This window comes from Enterococcus sp. DJ147D b (genome assembly GCF_058216655.1).
Genome location: NZ_CM177104.1, coordinates 2391364 through 2417500 on the forward strand (window position 1 = coordinate 2391364; position 26137 = coordinate 2417500).

Sequence of the window (26137 nt, forward strand, 5' to 3'; positions counted from 1 at the left end):
TATATAAAGAACAGCGAGCAGATGGAACCGCTCGCTGTCAGACTTATTTATTTTCGAAATTCATCGTATTGTTTTTGCATCTCAGTTAACACTTTTTCGTAACCAGCTTTATCTAATGCCTCGAGCAATTTAGGCAATGTTTCATCTGGATCAACCGTTCCGGTGTTTAATCCATCCATATACTGATTCATAACGTTTGAGATATTACTGATTTCTGTTTTAACACTATCTGTATTAAAGCTGAAGCCTAAGATTGGTGAAGTTTCAGCTTCTTCAATTGATTTGTCGCGTTTAGCGATCATTTCATCAGTAATCGATTCTTGTGTATATAAGATTGCATTATTCCCTGTGTTCCAAGCAGACATGTGAGTTTTTGGTTGATAGCCATCTAACAATTTGATCTTGTCGTTGGTTCCATCTACTTTTTCCCAAGCCTCGCCTTCAATCCCCCAAACTAATCCGTTCAATAATTCAGCATCGCTGTTAAGCAAGCCTAAAAATTCAACAGCTTTTTCTTTGTTTTTTGAAGTATTTGAAACAACGAAGTTTGCCATTTGTGCTTGTCCTGTTGATTTTAAAGGAACAGTGATTGATTTAGAAACTAATTCTTGGTTGGCTGCATTACTTAAAATTGTGTCGCCATAATCGAAAGGTCCTTGTGTTTCGCCACGTAGTAACCAAGTATTTCCTTCTAAAGGATAATCTTTGCTACTTGTTGCCGCATCACTTGGAATCAATCCTTGTTGGTACCAACTATGCATCGTACGAAGTAAATCAACATAAGTTTTGTTGTCATATTGATTGATGATCTTTGCTTTGTCTCCATTTAAGTCAATCGCAAACGGTAAGGTATTTCCTAAAGGATAATCAAAATCGCCTTGAACTTTGAAACCTTGACCAATGGCAAAAGCAGCCGTATTTGGTTCTTTTTTGTGGAATTCTTGTAACACTTTTTCGGCATCTGCATAAGATTCGATACCATCGATTGAAAGGTTGTATTTATCTAACAGTGGTTTATTAAAAGTTAACACTTGTTGAGCAAAAACATTTCCATTTACTGGAAAGGCATATAATTTATCATTGACTAAGTTTCCCTTGATATAAGCTTCATCTAACGCATCATAAGCATCTTTAGCATATTTAGGCGCTAACTCCGTTAGGTCGGCAAAAGCACCTTTTTGAGCGTTAGAAACATAGTTGTTTGCATAAGCGATATCATAATTTTCACCAGAAGAAATGATTACGTTCATTTTTTTCTCGTAATCCCCAAAGCCAATATAGTTGATATTGACTTTCACACCAATTTTGTCTTCGATTCGTTTATTCGCAACTTCCATCAAGGCATCATAATTGTCTGGTTTATCACCAATTTGATACATTTGCAACGTTTTGCTGTCAGATCCTTCTGAATTACTACTTGCACTTGATCCTCCCCCACAAGCAGCTAACGTACCAACCATCAACGCTGAAACTCCTGTAAAGGCTAGTTTCTTCCATAACTTCATCTTACTTCCTCCTAAATAAAATAATTTATTATTTATTCCTTGACTCCACCAATCGTTAATCCTTTGACAAAATGCTTTTGGAAAAATGGGTAGCTAATCGCAATTGGCAATGTTGAGATAACAACAATCGCCATTCGTGCTGATTCTCCTGGTACAGCTGCTAAACCTCCGGCAAGCTGGCTTCCAGCACCCGCATTTTGTGTTAGATATTGAATATTACTTTGAATCTTCATCAACAAGTATTGTAATGGAACTAAGTTATCGTTTTGAATGTAAAGTAATGCGTTAAACCAATCATTCCAGTAACCTAAAGCAGCAAATAAACTAATTGTCGCAATTCCAGGAACTGCTAAGGGTAACACGATTTGAATAAAAATCCGCAACTCACTTGCTCCATCGATTCGAGCAGATTCAATAATCGAATCTGAAACTGAACGTTTAAAGAAAGTTCGCATCACGATAATATTAAATGGGCTAACTGCCATTGGCAAAATCAGTGCCCAAATCGTATCTTTTAATTGAAGTAAATTGGTCATCACCAAATAGTTTGCCACCATCCCTGGTGAAAACAACATCGTGATTAAACAAAAAACGGTAAAGAAACGACGGAATGGGAAATTAGAGCGGGAGATTGCATAGGCATACAGCGAAGTGGCTGTGCTATTGATCAAGGTTCCTAAAACCGTCACTAAAACTGTTACAAATAATGCTTGGAAAATTTTCTCTTGCATTTGCCCAAATAGATACGTATAACCAAATGTACTGAATTTTTCTGGCCAGAAACTATAACCATTAGTTGCTAACGCTGTTTCATCTGTCAAAGAAATCGCGATAACAAATAGAAACGGCAAGATACAGGAGAAGGCAAAAATCGCGATCAATAAGTTAGAAAAGAGATTCATTGGTTTGCTGAAAGCTCGCACTTGAACCTGCTCTACTTTTTTCTTTTTCATCGAATCCTCCTCCTAAAACAATGCTGATTCGCTGTCGAAACGACGTGCGATCGCATTCGTAGTCATTAACAAAACAAATCCTACAACTGACTGATACAATCCAGCTGCTGCAGTCATTCCAAAGTCACCTGTAGAAGTCAATCCATTAAAGATATACGTATCTAAAACTTGAGTCACATCATACAGTGCGCCTGAATTTCGTGGAATATTATAGAATAATCCAAAATCAGCTCGGAATATATTTCCGACAGCTAAAATCGTTAAAATCGACATCAAGGGTACTAATTGAGGAATCGTCACATGTTTGATTTGTTGCCATTTGCTTGCGCCATCAACCATAGCTGCTTCATAGTAAGTTGGGTCGATTCCCATGACTGAAGCAAAGTAAATGATACTATTATAGCCGATTCCTTTCCACGTCCCAATGAACAATAGAATAAATGGCCAATATTTCGGTTCATTGTACCAATTGATTGCTTCTCTTCCATGACCTAAAAGCCATTGGTTGAAAATCCCTTTGTCTGGGCTCAAAAAGGCATAAACGAAGTAACTAATGATAACCCAAGATAAGAAATAAGGTAGTAATGACATTGTTTGATACACTTTTACTAACTTTTTATTCCTTAATTCACTCATGATAATGGCAAAAACAACCGAAATCAGTAAGTTTAGTGTAATGAAGCCTACATTGTACAAAATCGTATTCTTAGTAATTAAAAATGCCTGATCTGAAGAAAATAAAAATTTGAAGTTCTCCCAACCAACCCACGGGCTCTCTCTCAAACTTGCCAAAAATCCATCTGCAGAGATATGGAAATTTTTAAAAGCAACCACGTTTGCTAACACTGGAATATAGAAGAAGAAGATCATCCACAACATCCCAGGAACAGCCATTAAAATCAAGGCTTTAAAACGCCAAGCCATTGAAAAAAAATGTTTTAACCCCTTTCTTTTTTTCATCAAAAAACTCCTTTCAACTTGTTCGCACCGTTATTATAGCGCTTTCAAAAACAAGATTGAATAAACAAATTATAGGTATAATGAAACAAACTATAGCTGAGATTGAACTATTTTTAATTGGTTGTTGGCTAATTCTGAATTTGTCCAATAAAAAAAGGAGAAATACAGCAAATTCCACCTTCCTTTGTTTGTGCTAAAAAATAGTTGATTTGACTACGTAACTACGCAGTTAAATCAACTATTTTTTTTAAGTATTCATTTTTCTTGGATTTTTGCTAATTCTTCTACCGTCAATTCTCGATATTCACCTAGTGCTAAGTCTGCAGGCAACACAACATTTCCCATTCGGATTCTTTTGAGATAGGTGACTTCTTTTCCAACTGCTTTCACCATTCGTTTTACCTGATGAAATTTTCCCTCATGAAGAATCAAACGAATTTCTGAAGTCTCTTCTACTTCATTCACTGCATCGATCATTAAAACAGCAGGTAATGTTTCTTCTCCTTGGCTGATGACTAATCCTTTTGAAAAAGCTTGAACGTCTTCTGCTGTCATCACCCCAGTTACTTTTGCAAAATATTCTTTTTCAACATGTTTCTTTGGTGACAATAATCGATGTGCTAAAGCACCATCATTGGTTATGAGCAGTAAGCCTTCTGTGTCCTTATCCAACCTGCCTACTGGAAACAGATCTTCACGATAATCAAAATCATTCAACAAATCCAAAACAGTTTCATCATAGTTATCTTGTGTTGCAGAAACTACACCTGCAGGTTTATTTAAAAGATAATAAAAATTTTTTTGATAAGTAAGTTTTTCATCTAAATAAGCAATTTCATCCGTGAGTTCTTTTACCTGAAACTTATCACTTTTGATTACTTTACCATTAACGGTCACTTGGCCTTTTTTGATTAGCCCTTTGACTTCCTTTCGGCTACCTAGCCCTACATCTGCTAAAAATTTATCTAACCGCACGCGTTTCCCTACTTTCTATAAAGAAAGGAACTTGCAACAACAGTCTATTGACGTTTGTCGCAACTTCCTCTTCTTTCTTTTTATTTGATTCGTAAGCGATAACGTAATCGGACCATACTACTGCCCAATAATTTCTCCGCTAAGCGAATTTTTAATGCTAAATAGCCATAAACTGCTGCACCAACACCAGCCACACAGACGACTAAAATCAATGATTCAAATTTACTATCTTGGCTTAGAAATAAACTTAAAAACTGCTTTGCTAATCCTGCTACTAACAACATCAATAACGTCATGATAAAAATCAGCAATGTTCTTCGCCAAACAAAACCAACTCGAAAACGTACAACTTGGTGCATTTTTCGGAGAATCAAAATACAAGAAACAGCAAACCCGATCATTGTTGCAAGTAATGGTCCGTAAACTTGAAATATTCTAATTGCGGGATACTGTAAAATTACTTTCACGATAAAGCCGATCAGCAAATACCGAATAGCTGCGCGATTTTCAAACATTCCTTGTAACATATTAGAGATCAACATATACAAACCTAAAAATAATCCTACAAAACTTGCTTGAACCAATACTTTACTACCTAATACATCTGGTGTGTAAAATAGTGTGTTCAAAGGATACGCTAACAACATCACACCCGCTGTAGCAGGAAACATGACAAAAGAAAAAAGCTGTAGATTCCCACTAGTTAACTTAGCCAATCCAGGACGGTCTTTCAATGTGACTGCTTCTGTAATCAATGGTAAACCTGTTGCCGCAATCGATGTCGCTAGAGCAATGACTACCATCGTTAATTTATCTGGATTTGCACTGAAAATAGAAAATAGATCAAGTAACTGAGCCTTTGAATATTCTGTCGTTGCAGACATGATTCGAATAAACGTAAACTGGTCAACCAATTTGAAAATCGTTACTCCAGATCCAACAATGATAAATGGAATAGCTTCTTTCATAGTATCCAATAATAGTTTTCTAGTTGCTACATTCACTTGGTTATTGCTGTGTTCAACCTGCTGAGTCATCAGAGGTTGTTGTTTGCGTAAATAATAAAGTAGAACGACAATACTAACTAACATTCCGACAAATGCCGCAAACGTTGACTGAGTGACTGCAGCTACGTAATCGCCTGTAGTCATCTTCATGATGATAAATGTCATCAATAACATGTAAAAAATTCGTGCAACTTGTTCAACAATTTGTGAAAGCGCATAAGGCATCATGTCTTGATTTCCTTGGAAATACCCACGAATCACACTCATACATGGAAATACTAATACAGCAATACTTAATGAACGCATCGTTGGAATCAATTCATCTCCGCCGCCAGAAGCATGGGCAAGCCACGGTGAAGCAAGATACATGAATGCTGCAAAAATAATACCTAAAATCCCCATCATTTGTAACGCACGGAAGAAAAGTCGGCGAGAAGTACCATATTCATTCAATGAATTATAACGAGCTGTTTGTTTGGCAATCGCTGCTGGAATCCCAGCTGTTGAAATCAATAAAAACAATGCATAAATATTATAGCCCATGTTAAACAAACCATTTGCTGCTTTGGCGTTTTCACCCATCCAGGCATACCATGGAATAATATAAATTGCCCCCAATAAACGCGAAAGGATATTACTTGTTGTCATCCAAGCAGAGCCTCGAGCCATTTTTTCTTGGGCTGTTAAAACTTTTTCTGTCGGTCCTCTTTGATTATTCATCTCAATTTTTCCAACTTTCTTCAAAACATTACTATTATTTTAATTGTTAAACAAGAAACTGGCAATCTCTTTTCTATGGTTTTTCTGTGAAGATGTGCTTTTTTTGGATTCGGTTTCTTTTTAAAGCAGATTTTCGAGTCCTTTCTGTTTCACCCACCAAACCATGGCTAATTTTCTTAGGTAGTTTGATCCTAAACGTTTTTCCTAAAAAGAACCCTGCATTAAAGAAAAACATTTCATGCTATGCTATAATTAGTTAGAAATTTCAACGAAGCGAGGGATCAATCAATGAGCTTCTCCTTAGAAGATATCCGTGAATTATTACTAAAAGAAAATTTATTAAAAGAATTTGTTTCCGATCAAGGCTGGCATTTAACTGCGCCAACTAATTTTTCATTTGAAAATATTAGTTATGATTCTCGCCAAGTAGATGAATCAACTTTGTTTTTTTGTAAAGGTCTGAACTTTAAAGAAGCGTATTTACAATCTGCTGTTTCGCAAGGACTCGCTTATTATGTCGCTGAACAACCTTACGAAGTATCTGCTGTGGGCATTATCGTTACGGACATTCGTAAAGCGATGGCAATCTTAGCGATGGCCTTCTATGATTACCCACAACAAAAGCTACAAGTTATTGGTTATACTGGGACTAAAGGAAAAACAACAGCAGCTTATTTCACCAAGGCAATTTTAGACCATACGACAAATAATAAAACTGCCTTACTTTCGACAATGAATACAACGTTAGATGGACAAACTTATTTCAAATCTCATTTAACTACACCAGAATCTTTGGATTTATATCGTATGATGGCTGAAGCAGTCGCGAATGGGATGACTCATTTAGTGATGGAAGTTTCTTCTCAGGCTTATAAAACACAGCGTGTCTATGGACTAATATTAGATGTCGGCATTTTCTTAAACATTTCACCCGACCACATTAGTCCAATCGAACATCCAACATTTGATGATTACTTTTACTGTAAACGCCAATTGATTTTAAACTCTAAAACAGTTGTCTTGAATCATGAAAGTGATTATTTCGAGCTACTGAAAGAAACTGCTGACCTTTACCACATACCTGCAATCGTATATGGGCGTTCGCCTGAAACAACTTATCAAGTCACAAGCCTAGCTGGCTCTGGTCATCCATTTACTTTGACAAGTAATCAAGGTCAATTACCAATTGAAGCAGATTATAATATTTTACTTGCTGGCGGTTTCAATCAAGAAAATGCGGCTAGTGCAATCATTGCAGCTGCTTTGACTGGTGCTTCAATCGAAGATGCACAAACTGGCTTAAAAACAGCCCGTGTTCCTGGACGAATGGATCAGCTGATTCAGCACAACGGCGCGCATGTCTATGTCGACTATGCACATAATTATTTAAGTTTAAAAACCTTATTGAAATTTGCTAAAAGTGAACATCCTAAAGGACGTGTTATTGTTGTCTTGGGCAGTCCTGGAAACAAAGCTATTTCTCGACGCCATGATTTTGGAAATGTCTTATCAGAAACAGCAGATGTTGTTTTCTTAACTGCCGACGATCCAGCTTTTGAAGATCCTCAAAAGATTGCCGATGAAATTGCTGAGGCAATCACGAACGAAGAGTTACTTATTCATTATGAAATGGATCGGCCAACTGCGATTGAACAGGCTTTGGCTGCAAGTACAGCCGAAGATTCCGTAGTCATTGCCGGAAAAGGCGTTGATCCTTATCAAAAAATCAATGGTGAAGATGTCCCTTATGAAGGCGATTATGCTATCGTGAAGCGACTCATCGAGGATAAACACCTTTAATTTTTTGCTTATGCCTGTACACATTAATTTGTTAATCCCAAATAATGCAAATGGACTGCGAAGAAAATCGCAGTCTATTTTTATGTAAGGCGATTTATTTTTAGGTTGTTTTGTTTCGTTCTTCGACATTTCGTTGTTCAGTGGCTAAAAAATCTTTTAAATCGATTTTATTTGCTTTATTCAGCCCACCCTATCCGGAAGTCAGCTATTTTTCTCATCCTGTTTGCTTCTTTCTTCTATTTGGTTCTTGATTCCTGTTGCGAATTTTTCACTTTTTCCCACTCATTTCTTTTGTAAATAAGCTTCAACATTCTCTGTGAATTTCATACCATCTACTCCTTTTTTTCTCCATTGAAAGAGCATGTAGTTATCCTATAAATGCTCACTATTTATTTGCTTGACTACATGAAAAACCACCTTTCGATCTAAAACATGGGAACTAACCACTTTTAGTCTATGAAAGGAGGTTTTATTATTGAAACTATTTTGCGCACTTGTAAAACGGACAAGCCTTATCTCAATCCGTTTGTACAATGATGCACCAGATTAACGAATACGGAGATTATACCTGCGTCTCTTGACTCATTATGATTTGAGCAATCAACGAGCTTAAGAAATGATAACCTAATTTAGAAGGATGCAGACCATCTTCTTGTATAAATAAATTTGGTTCCTCAAAAGAAGTTTCTTGATGGTAACAATCGATAAATTCGACCGACAGTCTTTCAGCTATTTCTTTTGATAGTTGAACATACTCACCTAATATCTTAGGATCCGTTTGTTGTTTGATTGCTTCATCTACATAGCTAGGTCCTACTAAGATAACCTTACTGTCAGAAAAATAGTTGATGATTTTTTCAAGATTTCTTTGATACTCCAATTGATTGGTTCGAATGTTAATTGCATCATTAATGCCAAGAATTATCACTGTATAGTCAGATTGCAATGTTTGAGTATCCATCGTTACTAGACGTTTTAATCCACTTTCTGTCGAATCGCCTCTTTGACCTAAATTACTGATTACAAAATCTGAATGTCCTGAAAGTTCCAGTGTCCGTAAAAGATAGCGGTCTAGGATTTGTGCAACCTCTCCTTGAAAAAGTCCTGCAGCAATACTATCACCAAAGATGATGATTTTTTTCATATCTTTCATCCCTTTATATTTTATTCTTCTTAAATCTTAACACTGCTTGAAAGAAAGAAACAATTTTTTCATGCGTTATAAAAAATAACTATAACACCTATTTTAGATAATTATTCTTCTTAGCATCAGTGATGTATCTTTTCGAATACGCAATTTAAATATAGCGATTAAACAATCAAACAGGGGATTGATCGTTTTTTGTCTTTACCAACTTGAGCGGATGAATCCACGCTGATTTTTTTAGTCAATCTATTAGTTTCGTTCATAAACAAAAATGAAGTTAACAAAAAAAAATATAAAAAAACCGTCTAAAATTCGTTTTTGAAACGTTCATTTTAGACGGTTTTTAAATTTAAATTATGTTTGGAATAACTAGATTTTAACTGTTGTCCCAGACTTTATTCTTAGTACTTTTGATAATACACTTAGTTTGCAACAATATTAACTAATTTATTTGGGACAGCGATTACTTTACGAACTGTTTTCCCAGCGATTTGTTCTTGGATTACTTCATCTGCTAAAGCTACTTTTTCAAGTTCATCTTTCCCTAAGTCACGCGCAACATTTGCTTTAGAACGAACCTTTCCATTGACTTGGAAAACAACTTCGATTTCATCTTCAACTAACGCAGCTTCATCATACGTTGGCCAAGGAACATAAGAAATGCCATCTTCGTTTCCTAAAATTGACCAAAGTTCCTCGCCCAAGTGTGGTGCAACAGGAGCTAACAATTGAACAAATCCTTCAACATATTCATAAGGCAATGCATCAGCTTTATAAGCTTCGTTAACAAAGACCATTAGTTGGGAAATAGCTGTGTTGAAGTGCATACTTGCATAATCTTCTGTTACTTTTTTTACTGTCTGGTTGTAAACTTTTGCAAGCTTGCCGTCATTGATGGTTGTAATGCGATCACGCATTTTATTATTATCGTCTACGATCAAACGCCATACACGATCCAAGAATTTACGGCTACCTTCTAAGCCATTTTCACTCCATGCAATGGAAGCATCTAAAGGACCCATGAACATTTCGTACATACGTAATGTGTCCGCACCATAAGTTTCGACTACGTCATCTGGATTCACAACATTTCCACGTGATTTTGACATTTTCTCATTGTTTTCGCCTAAAATCATTCCTTGGTTATATAATTTTTGGAATGGTTCTTTTGTTGGAACAACGCCAATATCATACAAGAATTTATGCCAGAAACGAACATATAATAGATGTAGCACTGCATGTTCAGCACCACCCACATAGATATCCACTGGCATCCAACGTTCCAGTTTTTCATAGTTTGCTAATTCTTTTTTATTATGTGGATCAATGTAACGTAGGTAATACCAAGAGCTACCGGCCCATTGTGGCATCGTATTTGTTTCACGACGACCTTTTTTGCCTGTTTCTGGGTCAACAACATTGACCCAATCCGTGATATTTGCCAATGGCGATTCCCCAGTACCACTTGGTTTAATGTTATCTGTGATTGGCAAACGTAATGGTAATTCTTCTTCTGGTAAGGCAGTTACCGTGCCGTCTTCCCAATGAATGATTGGAATTGGTTCTCCCCAATAGCGTTGACGTGAGAACAACCAGTCACGTAAACGGTAGCTAACTTCTTTTTTACCAAATCCATTTTCTTCAAGCCAGCTATTCATTTTAGCAATGGCTTCTTCTGTATTCAAACCATCTAGAAACTCAGAATTGATATGTGATCCATCTTCCGTATGTGCTGCTTTTGAAAGATCGCCACCCTCAATAACTGGCTGGATTGGTAAATCGAACGTTTTGGCAAATTCATAGTCACGTTCATCATGCGCAGGAACAGCCATAATCGCACCTGTCCCATAAGAAGCAAGTACATAGTCGGCAATCCAAATTGGAATTTCTTTGCCGTTCACTGGATTGATTGCATACGCGCCGGTAAATACTCCTGTTTTTTCTTTGGCAAGATCTGTTCTCTTCAAATCAGATTTTTTCGCCGTTTCTTCAATATACGCTTCAACTGCTGCTTTTTGTTCTGGCGTCGTGATTTCACGAACCAAATCTAATTCTGGCGCTAGAACAGAATAAGTTGTTCCAAATAATGTATCCGGACGAGTAGTGAAAACTGTATAAGATTTATCTGTTCCAGCTACTTTGAACTCTACATTCGCCCCAACTGAACGACCAATCCAGTTTCTTTGCATTTCTTTAATACTTTCTGGCCAATCAACTGTTTCCAAATCGTCTAGTAAACGATCGGCATATGCCGTGATCTTCAACATCCATTGACGCATCGGTTTACGTACGACATCAAAGCCACCACGTTCGCTCTTTCCATCAATAACTTCTTCGTTTGAAATCACTGTTCCTAGTTCTGGAACCCAGTTCACAGCAACTTCTGCTTCGTAAGCTAAACCTTTTTCATATAATTTCGTAAAGATCCATTGTGTCCATTTGTAATACTCTGGATCTGTGGTGTTCACTTCTCGATTCCAGTCATAACTAAAGCCTAAAGAATTGATTTGACGACGAAATGTTTCAATATTTTTCTTCGTGAACTCTGCAGGATCATTCCCAGTATCTAACGCATATTGCTCTGCTGGAAGTCCAAATGCATCCCACCCCATTGGATGTAACACATTAAAACCTTGACTACGTTTTACACGTGAAAGAATATCTGTTGCTGTGTATCCTTCTGGATGGCCCACATGTAATCCTTGACCAGATGGATATGGAAACATATCTAGTGCGTAAAATTTTGGTTTTTGTGGATCATCTTGGGTATTAAAAGTGTGATTTTCCGCCCAATATTTTTGCCATTTTTTTTCTATCTCTTTATGGTTATAACTCATTTTTTGTCCCCCTGCATTTTTTTGTTGAAAGCAAGTTACTTTCGTCATTTTTTTCGTTCTACCGATAAAAAAACAAAAAAATCCTATAAAAAGATTGCTCTTTTTATAGGACGTAATCTACGTGGTACCACCTAATATTTACCTTTTCCATTGGAAATAGGCCTCAAACGTTGTAACGGTCGTCACCGCCACTGCTTACTTTTATGTTCAGCAAAGGCAACTCAAAGGCGAGTTCAAAAGCGTCCGTACACATTCTCACCAACCATGTGCTCTCTAAAACTTCCAACTTTTTACTAATTCCTTTTCAAGTGTTGTTTATTTAAGTAGATTCATAGTAACAAATATCTCCAGCAAGTTCAAATAGTATTTGACAAAATGTTCAGATTTATTTTGCAACTACCACACTTTGACCTGGATAAATGAAATTGTCTTTAATATTATTCCACTCAATAAATTGCGCCATTGAAAGATTGTGATCATTGGCAACGCTCCAAACAGATTCACCAGCTTTTACTGTATACTTTTTAGCCGCAGAGTTAGTAGCAGGTGCTGTTGTTTGTGCTGACCCTTTTTTCACAATGACTTTCTGACCTGGATAAATGAAATTGTTTTTTATATTATTCCACTCAATGAATTGTTCCATCGTGATATTATTTTTATTTGCTACACCCCAAACGGATTCGCCTGCCTTCACCGTGTAAAGTGTATCTCCACTGGTACTTGTGCTTGTCGTTGGCTTTGTATTATTTGAAGGCGTTGCATTATTCGCTGTATTATTTCCAGTCGTAGCTGCTGCCGAATTAGTTGATGCAGTAGAGCCACCCTTAATAATCAATTTTTGGCCCGGGTAGATGAAGTTATTTTGGATATTATTCCATTCAATCAATTGAGCCATTGTAATATTATTTTTATTTGCCACACCCCAAACAGATTCGCCTGCTTTCACCGTGTAGGTAGAAGAAGTAGTTGCTCCTGCTGAAGAGTTAGCTGAATTACTGTTGTTCGCAGTAGTATTATTATTGTTATTGGTTGTAGCACTACTTGATGTCCCGTTCTTCACGATTAGTTTTTGACCTGGATAAATGAAGTTATTCGAGATTTTATTCCATTGAACAAGTTGTGCCATCGTGATTCCATGGGCATTTGCCACGCCCCAAACAGAATCACCAGCTTTGACCGTATAAGAACCAGTTGTCGCTGCACCTGCATTCCCTGTATTAGTTGACTGATTTGTATTTGAGTTTGATGAACCTGTTGTCGTTGCGCCATTGGAAACAACTAATTGTTGACCTGGATAGACAAAATTATTTTTGATATTGTTCCATTGGATCAATTGATTCATTGTAATTCCATGGGCATTTGCGATGCCCCAAACAGAATCACCCGATTTAACGGTATATTTTGAACCATTGCTTGGTTGTGTATTTGTTGGATTACTATTACCCGAAGAATTTGTATTGCTTCCAGAATTATTGGTTGATGAGCCAGTTGATTGTTCCCCTTTGATCGTCAAACGTTGACCTGGGTAGACAAAATTATTTTTGATGTTGTTCCAATCAATCAATTGGGCCATCGTAATTCCATGGGCATTCGCAATACCCCAGACAGAATCCCCTGATTTAACAGTATATGTTGATGTTACAGTCGTAGAACCATTATCAGTTGGGTTCGTCACAGAACTATTCGAGCCTGCTCCTGTATTCACGCTACCGCCTGAACCAGTTGTAGCTCCCCCACCAGCGTTACCAGTTGCAGGCGTATCGTATCTAGTTAAGCCATAAGTTACAATAATATTGTTTAATTTTGTTGAATAAGTTGGATCTGTCGCGTAACGACCAGTTAATGCTGAAGTTGCTTCCGTATAGGACTTAGTATTACTTTTCCAAGTACCAGCATAATAATAGCCATTGCCAAAAGAAGTATTGCGCAACACATATGCATTATCACTAAATGATTCTGCAAAAGATGGGTAATGACGGAAAGGTTCTTTTTTTGTCACCCATTTGTTGTTTAAATATTCTAATGTATTCATATAAACAGTTTGACCTTGGTAACTGCCTTTGATTCCAAATAAATTGTGATAAGGTGCCTGTGACAACGCACTACTTCCCCAGCCACTCTCAACCACTGCTTGTGCGATCATAACCGAAGCATATAAGTCATTTGCTTGAGCAATGGGTTGCGCATAAGTCGATATTTCTGCGATAAATGCTGAAGTATTGATTCTCGCACCAACCTGAGCAGGTAGCTCATTTGCTGCTACAGGAACTGGTTGGATCAACGGTGCCGCAACAGAACAACCAACCATTGCAGTACCAACTGCTGCTACTCCACGTTTTGCATTTCGAAAACGTTTCTTTTCTTCTTGGCGTCTCCGCTCTTTTCTTCCAATCGTTGCCTTCTCCATTTTCTATCCTCCGCATCCATTTTCAGTTACTATAAGTATAACTTTTCTTAAACTACATTAAAAGTTCTTTAAACCCTTTGTTATCCTTTGTAATCTATATGTAATTTTACGTAACACCCAATCAACTAGTTTTGCAAAACCCTTGATAGCTATACCTTGCGAGAAATCAATATTTTTTAGGAACATCCATTTTTATTTCAGAAATATTACCAAACTTTTTCGTCAACATTACGTCGGATGTTATCATCGAAAATTCATCGTTTTTTCATTTGATTTTTTTGAGTAAAAAATCTAGCAATTAAAAAAATGCTATAATGATTTCATTATACGGAGGAGGAACTTTATGAACCATAACAAATCATTTCGAGTTACAGGGAGTATTTTTCTTGTACTTTTCTTAACTCTTAGTTATTTTGTAAAATTTCATTTATCGCAGCTTCATAGCTTCGATCAATTTTTTACTTCAATTATTCGAGCACCTTTACCACATTGGAACGCTTACCAAATGATGGTGACAAAATTAGGAAATCCATTAACCGTCATTTCTATTTTTGTTTGCTTGATATGTTTCTTATGGATCAAAAAGAAACATATCGAACTAATTTGGTTAGCAACTAATTTCATTTTGATTGCCGGAGTCACCAATCCATTGCTCAAATTATTTTTTATGCGTGATCGCCCTACATTACCCCACTTAGTTAGTGAGTCAAGTTACAGCTTTCCTAGTGGACATTCGACAGGAAGCATGATTTTATACGGTACATTGATTTTTTTGTTACCTTATTTGATAAACAATAAAACGGTACGAATTTTGTTGCAATTTATCTTAGGATTGATTATTTTAAGTGTTGGTATTAGTCGAATTTATTTGGGGGTACACTTCCCAAGTGATGTTTTAGGTGGTTACTTATTAGGATTAACTTGGTTATGTTACACTTACCCGATTTATTTAAAAAATAAGGAATCGATTACCTAACGAAGAAAAAGAAAGAAGGAATTTAAATGGAATTTCCTTATGCAGAAGGAAATAAACGTTACCATTCATGGAATTATGCTTTGCGTAATGAATTTGGTGGGAAAATTTTCAAAGTGCCTATCGATGGCGGTTTTGATTGTCCTAACCGTGACGGTACAGTAGCTCATGGTGGTTGTACTTTTTGTAGTGTTTCTGGGTCGGGAGACATGATTGTCGCACCTGAAGATCCACTACCTATCCAATTTCATAAAGAGATTGACATGATGCACCAAAAATGGCCACATGTACAGCAATATATTGTTTATTTTCAAAATTTCACTAATACACATGCTCCTGTTGAAGTGATTCGAGAACGCTTTGAACAAGTCATCAATCTTCCTGGCGTTGTTGGACTTTCAATTGGTACACGTCCAGATTGTTTGCCAGATGAAGTGGTAGACTATCTAGCTGAATTAAATACCCGTCTCTATCTTTGGGTTGAGCTCGGTCTACAAACAACTTTTGAAAAAACTTCGATTTCAATCAATCGCGCACACGACTATCAAACTTATTTAGATGGCGTAAGTAAACTACGTAAACACGACATTCGCGTATGTACACACCTAATCAATGGCTTACCTGGAGAGTCTTTAGAAATGATGCGAGAAAATGTTCGCCGAACAATCCTAGATTCCGATATTCAAGGAATCAAACTGCATCTCATGCACTTGATGCGCAAAACACGTATGCTTCGTGATTATCACGAGGGTCGCCTTCAACTAATGAGTCAGCAAGACTATGTTCATGTGATCTGTGATCAATTGGAAATGATTCCTCAAGAAATCATTATTCATCGTTTAACTGGTGATGCACCTTGGGATTCTCTAATTGGACCAATGTGGAGCTTGAAAAAATGGGAAGTTTTGAATGCAATTGATGAAGAATTAATTCGTCGTGATAGCTACCAAGGAAAGTTCAACGTTCGAACAAAGGAGCTCGTATAGATGCTACAAACAGCACTTCATTTTAGCCACACTTTATTAAAAGAAGTCTTACAACCCGGCGATCAAGTAGTTGACGCCACAATGGGAAATGGTTACGATACTATTTTCATGGCTGAGCTGATTGGTAAAACAGGGCATGTCTATAGCTTCGATATCCAACAAAAAGCAATGGATTCCACCCAAGAAAAATTAAAAGCCGCGAACCTGGTAGAACGTACTACTTTATTTTTACAAGGACATGAAACGCTTGGTGAAGTCATTCCAATTAGTCAACCAATCAAAGCAGGAATTTTCAATTTGGGTTATCTTCCACAAAGTGACAAAAAAATTATTACTTTGCCACAAACAACCAAGAAAGCAATGGAAGAAATTTTAGCGCGGCTAGTTCCGAAAGGTCGATTGATTTTAGTTGTTTACTACGGACATGCGGGTGGAGGACACGAACTTGATATGGTTCAAGAATTTTGCCAACAATTGCCACAGGAACAATACAATGTTTTAACTTATCAATTCATCAATCAAAAAAATCAGCCACCAATCCTTTATTGTATTGAGAAAAAGAAGAAAAAAAGAGAGTTCAGCTAAAAATAGCTGGACTCTCTTTTTGCAGAAACTCTCGTTGACGAAATTAATCGGTCTTTCACCAACTTTTATTCAAATACAAATTGATTATGATAAAGTTCTGCATAGAAGCCATCTTCCGCTAGTAACTCATGATGGTTTCCTTCTTCAATTACTACCCCATCACGTAAAACAACAATGCGATCGGCATTCAAAATTGTTTTGAGACGATGTGCGATCACAAAACTTGTACGACCTTTGATTGCTTCATCCATCGCCTTTTGGATTCTTGCTTCTGTGACCGTATCCACGTTACTTGTTGCTTCATCCAAAATCAACAAACTTGGTTCCGTAATAATCGTCCGTGCAATGCTAATCAATTGTTTTTGTCCCGTACTAAACAAATTATTTTCTTCTGAAACTTCCGTTTCGTAGCCTTTTTCTAGTGACATGATAAAGTCATGAATGTTGGCTTGTTTCGCCGCATTGACGACTTCTTCATCTGTTGCTTCTGGTTTACCAAACGTAATATTCTCGCGAATCGTTCCAGAAAATAATACAGATTCCTGCAACACAATCCCTACATGTTTACGTAACATATCTAAATCAAATTCACGAATGTCTGTCCCATCAATCATAACCGCACCGTTATTGACGTCGTAAAAACGATTCAATAAATTCATGATCGTTGTCTTACCAGAACCAGTTGGACCAACTAGAGCGACCATTTCGCCTTTGTTCACCTTAATCGAAACATCTTTCAAAACCAAATTATCTGGTTTATAGCCAAAATCAACATGTTTCAAGGCTAATTCTCGTTCCACACCGTCAAATGCTTTCCCATCAACTGGCTTAACTTCTTCTGGTTCATCAAACATTTCATTTAGTCTTCTCGCACCTGTAATTGCTAATTGGATCATGCTGTAACCAGAAGAAATTTGCATCAATGGTTGATAATATTGTTGTGAATATTGAACAAAAGTTACTACTAATCCTAATGCGACAGAACGTTCTAAATCACCATTCAAGGCTAACCATCCACCAAAGAAAATCACGATTGCCGTGTTGACCAACGACATTCCTTGCATCATTGGAAATAGTAAACCTGAATACACTTGACCTTTATAGGTTGCTTTACGCACTGTTTGGTTATGTTCCAGAAAACCATCAATCGTTTCTTCTTGTAAACCATTGGTAATGATCACACGTTGTCCACTGATTTTTTCATCCATATAACCATTCAACTTACCAACTTCATCTTGCTGTAAATCGACATATTTTCGTGCTTTTTGAATAATAAATACAGCAATCAAAATGGCAACTGGCGTGGAAGCAATCGTTGCCCAGGCCAATTCCACATTTTGACGAAACATCATAATTAAAATACCAACCATCAACACCGCATTCGTAATAACTTGAAGCAATGCTTGGTTCAAACTATTTTGGATATTATCCAAATCACTTGTAAAGCGGCTTAAGATTTCACCATCTTGATGCGAATCAAAGAAGCGAATCGTCAATTTTTCAAGTTTATTAAATAATCCAATACGCATTCTGTTTGTTGATTTTCCAACTACTTGCGTAAACAAAATACTATAAATAAAGTTTGCAGCACTAGCTAAAACATAGAAAATCAACAATTTCCAAATAATATCAAGGAATTTACTCTTGTCATCAACGCCTTGCATTAATCCTGTCACATAATTTGCTAGTTCCTGAAAAGCTTCCCCAACAAATTGTGGAGCCTTCACTTGTAAGTAAGTAGCAATAATCACTGTCACAAAGATAAAGAAAAAGGAGAATTTATAACGTTTCAAATAATGATAGAAAAATTTACTTGCTTTAATTAAATCAGTCATTGATTACTCCTCCATTCCTTTTTGTGTTTCAAAAATTTCTTGATACACTTGATTAGTTGCAACTAATTCTTCATGTGTACCTTCTCCCACTAAGCGGCCTTCATCTAATACTAGAATACGATTCGCTTTGACTACAGACGCAATTTTTTGTGCAATAACGATTGTCGTCGTTTCTTTCAATTCATGATTCAATGCTTCACGAACTAATTTTTCTGAACGAGCATCCAAGGCGCTAGTGCTATCATCCAAAATCAAAATTTTAGGATTACCAATTACGCCACGTGCAATAGATAAACGTTGCTTTTGTCCCCCAGAAAAATTACTACTTCTTTCCTCAACTGGTGCTTCATAGCTTTCTACCAATTTACTGATAAATTCTTGTGCTTGCGCAATTTTAGATGCACGTTCCATATCTTTTTCTGTTGCATCTTCTTTTCCTTGGCGCAAATTTTGTGCAATTGTTCCCGAAAAGAGAATGGCTTTTTGTAAAACAAAGGAAACTGTTTTACGTAAACTTTTCTCATTCACCGTTTTCAAGTCAACGCCACCCACTTCAACTGTTCCTTCTGTTGGATCAAATAGTCTTGGAATCAGTTGTGCTAACGTTGACTTACCTGCACCCGTTGCACCTACAATCCCAACCATTTCTCCGGGTTCAATCATAAAGCTGATATCTTTTAAGGTATCTTCATCATCACCAGGATAACGGAAAGAAACATGGTCAAACGTTACAGAGCCTGTTAATTCTTGTTCAGGTACATCCAGATAAGTTAAATCTGGTTCTGTATCCAAGATTTCTTTGATTCGTTTAAGTGAAACAGCAGCCCTTGAAGTCATCATCATCATCATACCGCCAATAATAATTGCCATCATGATTTGCATCAAATAGTTCATAAAAGAAGCGATCCCACCAATTAAAGTAGGGTCATCTTTCGCCAAATCACTCACAAAGAAAATCGCACCAACCACTGCTAAATTAGCTGCTAACATGAAGGAAGGAATCATGACTGAAAACAAAGTTCCAACAATAATGTTGTGTTCAGTTAATTCATCGCTCACTTTGGTAAATGTTTTTAGCTGGTTCTTTTCCTGTACAAAAGATTTGACTACACGAATGCCCATGAGATTTTCTTTCGCAATACTGTTCACTTTATCAATCAATTGTTGGATGATCATAAAGTGTTTCCCCATTCTTGTAAAAGAAAGTCCAGTAATGATAACAACTGCAACAATCAATGCAACAATGATCCACCACAATTGAGGCATTGTCATCATCGCCAAAATAAATGCACCAATAAATAAAAATGGAATTCTAAAAAGTGATTGTAAAGAAATCATCACTAAATTTTGAATTTGCGTGATATCATTTGTCAAACGAACAACTAAGTTTCCTGCAGAAAACTGTTCAATATTCCCAAACGAGAACGTTTGGATTTTTCGAAACGCCTCTTCTCGAATATCCGCACTTACACCTTGCGCTACTCTGGCAGAGAAAATCGTATTCGTCACACCTGCAAGCAGTCCTAATACAGCTAAACCAATCAGATAGACACCAATTGTTTTCATTTCATCGTTATCTTCTGTAATAATAGCTTCAAGTACTTGTTGTAATAGTTTTGGTTGCCATAACGTAGCTGCGACCATAATTCCTACGGAAACCAATGAAATAAAGACAGCCATCTTATACTTCTTCGCATGTCTTAAAATTAGATTCATGTGTTATCTACACCCCTTTAGTTAAATTGACAGTCTCTCTTTAACACTGTAAAATAAGACCGCATAACAATTTACCATGTTTAAAAAAATAATGCAATACAAGAGGTCGATTAAATGGAACCTAAGCTTTCACAAAAAATTATTATCCAAAATGCCTTTGAAATTTTAGCAGAAAAAAAAGAACTATCCGCTCTTTCTATGCGTATTCTAGCAAAAAAAATGGACGTTCAAGCACCTGCACTTTATTGGTATTTTAAAAATAAACAACAACTCTTACAAAAAATGGCTGAAACAATTGAAGATATGCTAGTCGTTCCCAATACCAACATGCCATGGAAGCAACAGCTTTTACAATTTATGGAAAACTATTATGACTTGTACTCTCAATTTCCTTGTGCTGCTGAAATCGAAATTCATACTGTTCCAGCATTTCCTAGTCGACTAGAGCATTTAGAAACAATGATTCAATTGCTCATCAATCAAAATTTTTCATTACAACAAAGCCACCAAGCAATCACAGCTTTGCATAATTTGTTAATTGGTCAATTAATGGACTACCAACAAGAACAAAAACTACGGCATGAAGTAATGAATGGTAATGAGCTATTAAAAGAATCTATTTTATATATGCGTACTTATGTCCAAGAACATCAGTTAACTGGTTTGATTGAAGATATTCATGCCCATCGTACGGCCAATAATAAACAAGAATTTCTCAATAATGTAACCATTTATCTAACTGGTCTTGAATATAGCAAGACTTTATAAAAAAAGTAAGCCAGTAATGTGATACCATACATTACTGGCTTACTTTTTTATTCTCCTTCAAATAGCCAACCGAAAGCACGTTGTATCCATTCGTCCCAAAAAATCCAATTATGCTCACCTGGCCCATGTTCAAATGTAACGGCTAAACCATTTTCTTTGATTGCCTCAGCCATCTCCTGATTAGCAGTAAATAAAAAATCAGATTCCCCACAAGCCAAAAAGATTCGTGGTGCTTGTTGACCACTAGCAATTAGATTATCCAGTAAAAATCTTGGATCATTTATCGAACCTTCAATTTGGTCTAGTGGTCCAAAGATTCCTTCCCAGAAAGACTGCTTTCGAATTTTTAATAAATCATCCATTCGATTGCCAACGGAAACAGCTCCAGACAATGAAATCACTGCTGCAAAATTTTCGGGTTTAGCTAAGCCCAATTTTAATGCACCATAGCCGCCCATCGATAACCCAGCAGCATATGTTTTCTCTCTTCTTGTTGTCAATTGTGGAAATAATTCGTGGCAAATAGCCGGTAGTTCTTCTGAAATAAACGTCCAATATTTCATATCATATGTCGTATCCGTGTACCAACCTAAATCTGTTGATGGCATAATCACAGCTAAACCATAATCTGCAGCATAACGTTCAATAGATGATCGACGCTCCCAGACACTATGGTTGCCACCCATTCCATGTAATAAATACATCACTGAAACATCCGTGATTTCTTGCTGTGTGCTTGTGCCAATTACTTTATTCGTTTTTTGTGGAAGAATAACATTTAAATTAACTTCCATTTCTAATATATTAGAATAAATATTTGCTTGGATAAATGCCAATTTTTTCGCCTACCTTCTTTAACTTTCTATTATTTTACCACTTTTAATGCGTACAAAAAATGTTAAAGCTAGTGCAAGAACGACTAGAAGCAAACCAGCAAAGTAAACACTGTGTAGTCCATCATATAAAATTTCTCTTAATGGAACTAATAATGTAGCATCAATTTGTTTAGCAGTTTGTGGATTCACTAATTTATTCATGATATCAGCATCATCAGTTAGTTGTTTAGCTGCTAATTCTCTTTGAGTAACTGCATTCATCAGCAACCCAAATACTGCCACCATCACTGTTTGACCAATCGTTCGCACTAGTGTATTAAACGAAGTTGCCACGCCTAATTGTTCATGTGGAACACTATTTTGTGCACTAACAGTTGAGGTAGTCATTGTGATACCCAATCCGACACCAATAATAGTTGAAATTGCAAAGAACCATAAAAAATTACTTGCAAAAGGCATCAAGTATAACCACATTCCACCAATAGTTGTAATCAATAGCCCAATTCGTAACACCCAATGAGTCGACATTTGTGACATCCATCGACTCGCTAAAAATGATCCTACCATCCAAACAAGTGAAAGTGGTGCTAAAACCAATCCACCTACTGCAGCATTCAGTCCAAGAACGCCTTGCATCCACATTGGAATATACACATCAATTCCCATCAAAAAACCACTCGCTAAAGCTGCTGCTAAATTGACAATCACAAACAATGGATTCTTAAATAAATCCAACATAATAACAGGATCTTTTGCGCGTTTTTCTGCCCAGATAAAAAGGAAAAATAGCAAAATACTAACTATCAATAAACTAATAACAAAAGTCGTAAATCCTTGGTCACCTAATAATTGAAATCCAAGTAATAATGTTACTAATGTTGCCATCAAGCTCAAACTTCCCAAAATGTCCATTGGTTTTGCTTCACGTTCAATCGCTGGCTCATTTAAATAAATCCAAATCAATATCATCAGTCCAATACCAATTGGCACATTAATGAAGAAAATCCAGTGCCAGCTAATCGTATCAACAATAAAACCACCAGCCAGAGGACCAAACACACTAGCAATTCCCCATGCAGAACTATTTAATCCTAATACTTTTGCACGTTTTTCTATTGAATATAAATCACCTATAATGGTCAAAGCCACAGGCATCATTGCTCCAGCCCCCATCCCTTGTAGTGCACGGGCTGCAATCAATCCAATCATTGTTTGAGATAACCCACAGAACAAAGAACCAATAATAAAAAGGAATGTACCAAAAATAAAAATTGGTTTTCGGCCAATTTTATCAGCTAATTTTCCATAAATTGGTGTCAACATCGCATTTGTCAATAAGTAAATTGAAAATACCCAGTTCATTATTTCCATTCCATGTAGTGAACCAACAATTGTTGGCATTGCTGTTGTTACAATTGTTCCTTCAATCGCCGTCATAAATGTAGCAATAAATACACCTATTGTTACTAACGTTACATTTGTTTCTTTTTTCATTTTTTCCTCCCCATATTCAATTGTCAAAAATAAAATATATTAAAACAAGAATGATTTCAGATAATTAGTGAATAAGACTATAAAAAAAAGCAGAACGACTATCTTAAAGATAATCGTTCCAGCATTTTTATTACTTACTTAAAGTTGCTTTCAATGCTTCTACTTTATCCGTACGTTCCCACGGTAAATCAACATCTGTACGCCCAAAGTGCCCATAGGCAGCTGTTTGTCTGTAAATTGGACGACGTAGGTCAAGCATCTCGATAATACCAGCGGGACGAAGGTCAAAGTTTTCCCGTACTGCTGCAATTAAATCATCTTCCGATACTGTTCCTGTGCCGAAAGTATTGATTGAAATCGATACAGGCTGTGCAACACCAATCGCATAAGCTAATTGAACTTCAACTTTTCTTGCAAAACCAGCAGCAACAATATTTTTTGCAATATAACGTGCAGCATAGCTTGCAGAACGGTCAACTTTTGTTGCATCTTTCCCAGAAAATGCTCCGCCACCATGGCGAGCATAACCACCGTAAGTATCAACGATGATTTTTCTTCCTGTTAAACCAGCATCCCCTTGAGGACCCCCGATAACAAAGCGACCAGTAGGATTGATATAGTATTTAGTCTTATCATCTAATAATTCAGCCGGAATAACTTCCTTAATAACTTTTTCAATTACATCTTTATGAATTGTTTCATTATCTACTGCATCATCATGTTGTGTCGAAATCACGATTGTGTCAACTCGTTCAGGCTGTCCATCTTCTCCATACTCTACGGTAACTTGTGATTTAGCGTCTGGACGTAAATAAGTTAATTCGTTCGATTTACGTAATTCTGCAAGGCGGCGAACTAGACGATGGCTTAAAGCAATTGGTAAAGGCATCAATTCTGGTGTTTCATCAACCGCAAACCCAAACATAAGACCTTGGTCACCTGCACCAATCTCATCTAATAAGTCTTTTTGGTCTTCTTCACGAATTTCTAACGCTTCATTTACACCTTGAGCAATATCTGGTGACTGTTCATCAATCGCTGCTAAGACGGCCACGGTATCTCCATCAAAGCCAAATTTTGCACGAGTATAACCAATTTCTTTAATTGTTTCTCGTACAACTTTTTGAATATCTACATAAGCAGTGGTCGAAATTTCTCCAAATACCAAAACTAACCCGGTTGTTACGGATGTTTCGCAAGCAACACGTGCCATTGGATCTTGTGCTAAAATTGCATCTAAAATTGCATCACTGATTTGATCAGCAACTTTATCCGGATGCCCTTCAGAAACGGATTCTGAGGTAAATAAATGTCTTTCTGTCATGGTGATTCCCCCTAGTTAAATTCGGTTACAAGGCATCTCCGTTCGTACGGATCCTCTCGGGAACTTGCAACGAAATCAGTATAGCAGATAAAGTAGATTTTAGCTCGCTTTTTCAAAAATTTTTCATCAAAAAATGATAATTACATACAGAATTGTTTAACAATAAAACATTTTTACATATATAAATAAAAAACTTAGCACAGCTATCTTGTAAGATAACTCTGCTAAGTTTTTTGAAATCATTCTTTCGAAAAAAGAAAAAAAGATACTTTTACAAAGTATCTTTTGATGACCCGTACGGGATTCGAACCCGTGTTACCGCCGTGAAAGGGCGGTGTCTTAACCGCTTGACCAACGGGCCAATAAAAACTAATGGGCCTAAATGGACTCGAACCATCGACCTCACGCTTATCAGGCGTGCGCTCTAACCAGCTGAGCTATAGGCCCATAAAAATTTAAAACTAAGCGGGTGACGAGAATCGAACTCGCGACAACAGCTTGGAAGGCTGTGGTTTTACCACTAAACTACACCCGCAAACAATGGCGCGGGACAGAATCGAACTGCCGACACATGGAGCTTCAATCCATTGCTCTACCAACTGAGCTACCGAGCCAAACGGTTCCGACGGGAATCGAACCCGCGATCTCCTGCGTGACAGGCAGGCATGTTAACCCCTACACCACGGAACCAATAGTTTTTAAATTTTTAATTGCGGGAGCAGGATTTGAACCTACGACCTTCGGGTTATGAGCCCGACGAGCTACCAGACTGCTCCATCCCGCGATAATATTAAAAAGGAGGATAAGGGATTCGAACCCTTGCACGGTTTTACCCGCCTGACGGTTTTCAAGACCGTTCCCTTCAGCCGGACTTGGGTAATCCTCCATATACTACTAATGACCCGTACGGGACTCGAACCCGTGTTACCGCCGTGAAAGGGCGGTGTCTTAACCGCTTGACCAACGGGCCAGTAAAATTAAAAATATTGAAACGGAGAAGGAGGGATTTGAACCCTCGCGCCGGTTTCCCGACCTACACCCTTAGCAGGGGCGCCTCTTCAGCCACTTGAGTACTTCCCCAAAACCAATAAGATTTTGAACTAATGGGCCTAAATGGACTCGAACCATCGACCTCACGCTTATCAGGCGTGCGCTCTAACCAGCTGAGCTATAGGCCCATAAAAATTTAAAACTAAGCGGGTGACGAGAATCGAACTCGCGACAACAGCTTGGAAGGCTGTGGTTTTACCACTAAACTACACCCGCGTGGCGGTTCCGACGGGAATCGAACCCGCGATCTCCTGCGTGA

The 26137-nt window shown here is 37.2% G+C and carries 18 protein-coding genes, 12 tRNA genes, 1 riboswitch and 1 other annotated feature (1 of these 32 cut by a window edge); of the genes, 5 read left to right on the top strand and 25 right to left on the bottom strand.

Features of this window, described 5'->3' with window-relative positions:
* Window positions 1-47: 47 nt before the first annotated feature.
* The 5 genes from AC4BD1_RS11255 to AC4BD1_RS11275 form a co-directional block, all read right to left on the bottom strand.
* On the bottom strand, window positions 48-1505 hold the full coding sequence (locus AC4BD1_RS11255) for an ABC transporter substrate-binding protein (RefSeq protein ID WP_206910367.1): 1458 nt from the start codon (window positions 1503-1505) through the stop codon (window positions 48-50).
* Window positions 1506-1537: 32 nt separating this feature from the next.
* Window positions 1538-2458: a carbohydrate ABC transporter permease gene (locus AC4BD1_RS11260; protein WP_067481675.1), complete on the bottom strand. Its 921-nt coding sequence runs from the start codon at window positions 2456-2458 to the stop codon at window positions 1538-1540.
* Window positions 2459-2470: 12 nt separating this feature from the next.
* On the bottom strand, window positions 2471-3418 hold the full coding sequence (locus AC4BD1_RS11265) for an ABC transporter permease (RefSeq protein ID WP_206899753.1): 948 nt from the start codon (window positions 3416-3418) through the stop codon (window positions 2471-2473).
* Window positions 3419-3673: 255 nt separating this feature from the next.
* Entirely contained in the window at window positions 3674-4393 is a 720-nt protein-coding gene (locus tag AC4BD1_RS11270; protein ID WP_490485624.1) for a pseudouridine synthase, read from the bottom strand.
* Between the two features lie 80 nt (window positions 4394-4473).
* Complete coding sequence (locus AC4BD1_RS11275) at window positions 4474-6120, bottom strand: putative polysaccharide biosynthesis protein (RefSeq protein ID WP_490466545.1); 1647 nt, start codon at window positions 6118-6120, stop codon at window positions 4474-4476.
* 288 nt (window positions 6121-6408) lie between these two features.
* On the opposite strand from AC4BD1_RS11275, the gene AC4BD1_RS11280 reads away from it, so the two are divergent.
* Window positions 6409-7920: a UDP-N-acetylmuramoyl-L-alanyl-D-glutamate--L-lysine ligase gene (locus tag AC4BD1_RS11280; RefSeq protein ID WP_490466546.1), complete on the top strand. Its 1512-nt coding sequence runs from the start codon at window positions 6409-6411 to the stop codon at window positions 7918-7920.
* A 562-nt stretch (window positions 7921-8482) separates the two neighbouring features.
* Here AC4BD1_RS11280 and AC4BD1_RS11285 read toward each other — a convergent pair.
* The 3 genes from AC4BD1_RS11285 to AC4BD1_RS11295 all read right to left on the bottom strand — a co-directional run bounded on the left by AC4BD1_RS11285 (window position 8483) and on the right by AC4BD1_RS11295 (window position 14311).
* A complete protein-coding gene (locus AC4BD1_RS11285; protein WP_490466547.1) occupies window positions 8483-9064 on the bottom strand; it encodes an SGNH/GDSL hydrolase family protein in 582 nt (193 codons plus the stop codon).
* Between the two features lie 425 nt (window positions 9065-9489).
* A complete protein-coding gene (gene leuS / locus AC4BD1_RS11290; protein ID WP_206910357.1) occupies window positions 9490-11904 on the bottom strand; it encodes a leucine--tRNA ligase in 2415 nt (804 codons plus the stop codon).
* 103 nt (window positions 11905-12007) lie between these two features.
* Window positions 12008-12220: a binding site (T-box leader), on the bottom strand.
* Between the two features lie 69 nt (window positions 12221-12289).
* Window positions 12290-14311 carry a LysM peptidoglycan-binding domain-containing protein gene (locus AC4BD1_RS11295; RefSeq protein ID WP_490466548.1) on the bottom strand — a complete coding sequence of 674 codons (2022 nt, stop codon included), beginning with the start codon at window positions 14309-14311 and terminating at the stop codon, window positions 12290-12292.
* A 343-nt stretch (window positions 14312-14654) separates the two neighbouring features.
* Between AC4BD1_RS11295 and AC4BD1_RS11300 the strand changes: the two genes are divergently transcribed.
* Genes AC4BD1_RS11300 through mnmM form a run of 3 tightly spaced genes read left to right on the top strand, consistent with a single transcriptional unit; the run spans window position 14655 to window position 16855 of the window.
* A complete protein-coding gene (locus AC4BD1_RS11300) occupies window positions 14655-15287 on the top strand; it encodes a phosphatase PAP2 family protein (RefSeq protein WP_490485625.1) in 633 nt (210 codons plus the stop codon).
* A 26-nt stretch (window positions 15288-15313) separates the two neighbouring features.
* Window positions 15314-16270 carry a tRNA modification radical SAM protein MnmL/YtqA gene (gene mnmL, locus AC4BD1_RS11305; RefSeq protein ID WP_490485626.1) on the top strand — a complete coding sequence of 319 codons (957 nt, stop codon included), beginning with the start codon at window positions 15314-15316 and terminating at the stop codon, window positions 16268-16270.
* A complete protein-coding gene (gene mnmM, locus AC4BD1_RS11310; protein ID WP_490485627.1) occupies window positions 16271-16855 on the top strand; it encodes a tRNA 5-(aminomethyl)-2-thiouridylate-methyltransferase MnmM in 585 nt (194 codons plus the stop codon). It abuts the gene before it with no gap.
* Window positions 16856-16920: 65 nt separating this feature from the next.
* On the opposite strand, the gene AC4BD1_RS11315 is transcribed toward mnmM, so the two are convergent.
* Both AC4BD1_RS11315 and AC4BD1_RS11320 read right to left on the bottom strand, forming a co-directional pair.
* The gene (locus AC4BD1_RS11315; RefSeq protein WP_206910350.1) at window positions 16921-18690 is read right to left on the bottom strand and encodes an ABC transporter ATP-binding protein; all 1770 of its coding nucleotides are present in this window, start codon (window positions 18688-18690) and stop codon (window positions 16921-16923) included.
* A 3-nt stretch (window positions 18691-18693) separates the two neighbouring features.
* Window positions 18694-20406 (bottom strand): ABC transporter ATP-binding protein, encoded by a 1713-nt coding sequence (locus tag AC4BD1_RS11320; protein ID WP_206910349.1) that lies wholly within the window; start codon window positions 20404-20406, stop codon window positions 18694-18696.
* A 114-nt stretch (window positions 20407-20520) separates the two neighbouring features.
* Here AC4BD1_RS11320 and AC4BD1_RS11325 point away from each other — a divergent pair, with 114 nt between their 5' ends.
* Window positions 20521-21174, top strand: coding sequence for a TetR family transcriptional regulator (locus tag AC4BD1_RS11325; RefSeq protein ID WP_206910348.1), 654 nt, complete (start codon window positions 20521-20523; stop codon window positions 21172-21174).
* 47 nt (window positions 21175-21221) lie between these two features.
* On the opposite strand, the gene AC4BD1_RS11330 is transcribed toward AC4BD1_RS11325, so the two are convergent.
* The 15 genes from AC4BD1_RS11330 to AC4BD1_RS11400 all read right to left on the bottom strand — a co-directional run.
* Window positions 21222-22010 (bottom strand): alpha/beta hydrolase, encoded by a 789-nt coding sequence (locus tag AC4BD1_RS11330; protein ID WP_490466607.1) that lies wholly within the window; start codon window positions 22008-22010, stop codon window positions 21222-21224.
* Window positions 22011-22028: 18 nt separating this feature from the next.
* The gene (locus AC4BD1_RS11335) at window positions 22029-23504 is read right to left on the bottom strand and encodes an MDR family MFS transporter (protein WP_206911169.1); all 1476 of its coding nucleotides are present in this window, start codon (window positions 23502-23504) and stop codon (window positions 22029-22031) included.
* Between the two features lie 130 nt (window positions 23505-23634).
* Window positions 23635-24828, bottom strand: coding sequence for a methionine adenosyltransferase (gene metK, locus AC4BD1_RS11340; RefSeq protein WP_206911166.1), 1194 nt, complete (start codon window positions 24826-24828; stop codon window positions 23635-23637).
* Window positions 24826-24903: riboswitch (SMK box riboswitch) on the bottom strand. It overlaps the preceding gene by 3 nt.
* Before the next feature lie 214 nt (window positions 24904-25117).
* Window positions 25118-25189, bottom strand: a tRNA-Glu gene (locus AC4BD1_RS11345).
* A 12-nt stretch (window positions 25190-25201) separates the two neighbouring features.
* Window positions 25202-25275, bottom strand: a tRNA-Ile gene (locus AC4BD1_RS11350).
* A gap of 17 nt (window positions 25276-25292) precedes the next feature.
* Window positions 25293-25363: transfer RNA gene (locus AC4BD1_RS11355), tRNA-Gly, on the bottom strand.
* 6 nt (window positions 25364-25369) lie between these two features.
* Window positions 25370-25442: transfer RNA gene (locus AC4BD1_RS11360), tRNA-Phe, on the bottom strand.
* A 3-nt stretch (window positions 25443-25445) separates the two neighbouring features.
* Window positions 25446-25518: transfer RNA gene (locus AC4BD1_RS11365), tRNA-Asp, on the bottom strand.
* A gap of 20 nt (window positions 25519-25538) precedes the next feature.
* A tRNA-Met gene (locus tag AC4BD1_RS11370) sits at window positions 25539-25612 on the bottom strand.
* 12 nt (window positions 25613-25624) lie between these two features.
* Window positions 25625-25714: transfer RNA gene (locus AC4BD1_RS11375), tRNA-Ser, on the bottom strand.
* 12 nt (window positions 25715-25726) lie between these two features.
* A tRNA-Glu gene (locus AC4BD1_RS11380) sits at window positions 25727-25798 on the bottom strand.
* 22 nt (window positions 25799-25820) lie between these two features.
* Window positions 25821-25908, bottom strand: a tRNA-Ser gene (locus tag AC4BD1_RS11385).
* A 24-nt stretch (window positions 25909-25932) separates the two neighbouring features.
* Window positions 25933-26006 (bottom strand) — tRNA-Ile (locus tag AC4BD1_RS11390).
* 17 nt (window positions 26007-26023) lie between these two features.
* Window positions 26024-26094, bottom strand: a tRNA-Gly gene (locus tag AC4BD1_RS11395).
* A 1-nt stretch (window position 26095) separates the two neighbouring features.
* Window positions 26096-26137, bottom strand: a tRNA-Asp gene (locus AC4BD1_RS11400); it runs 34 nt beyond the window's last position.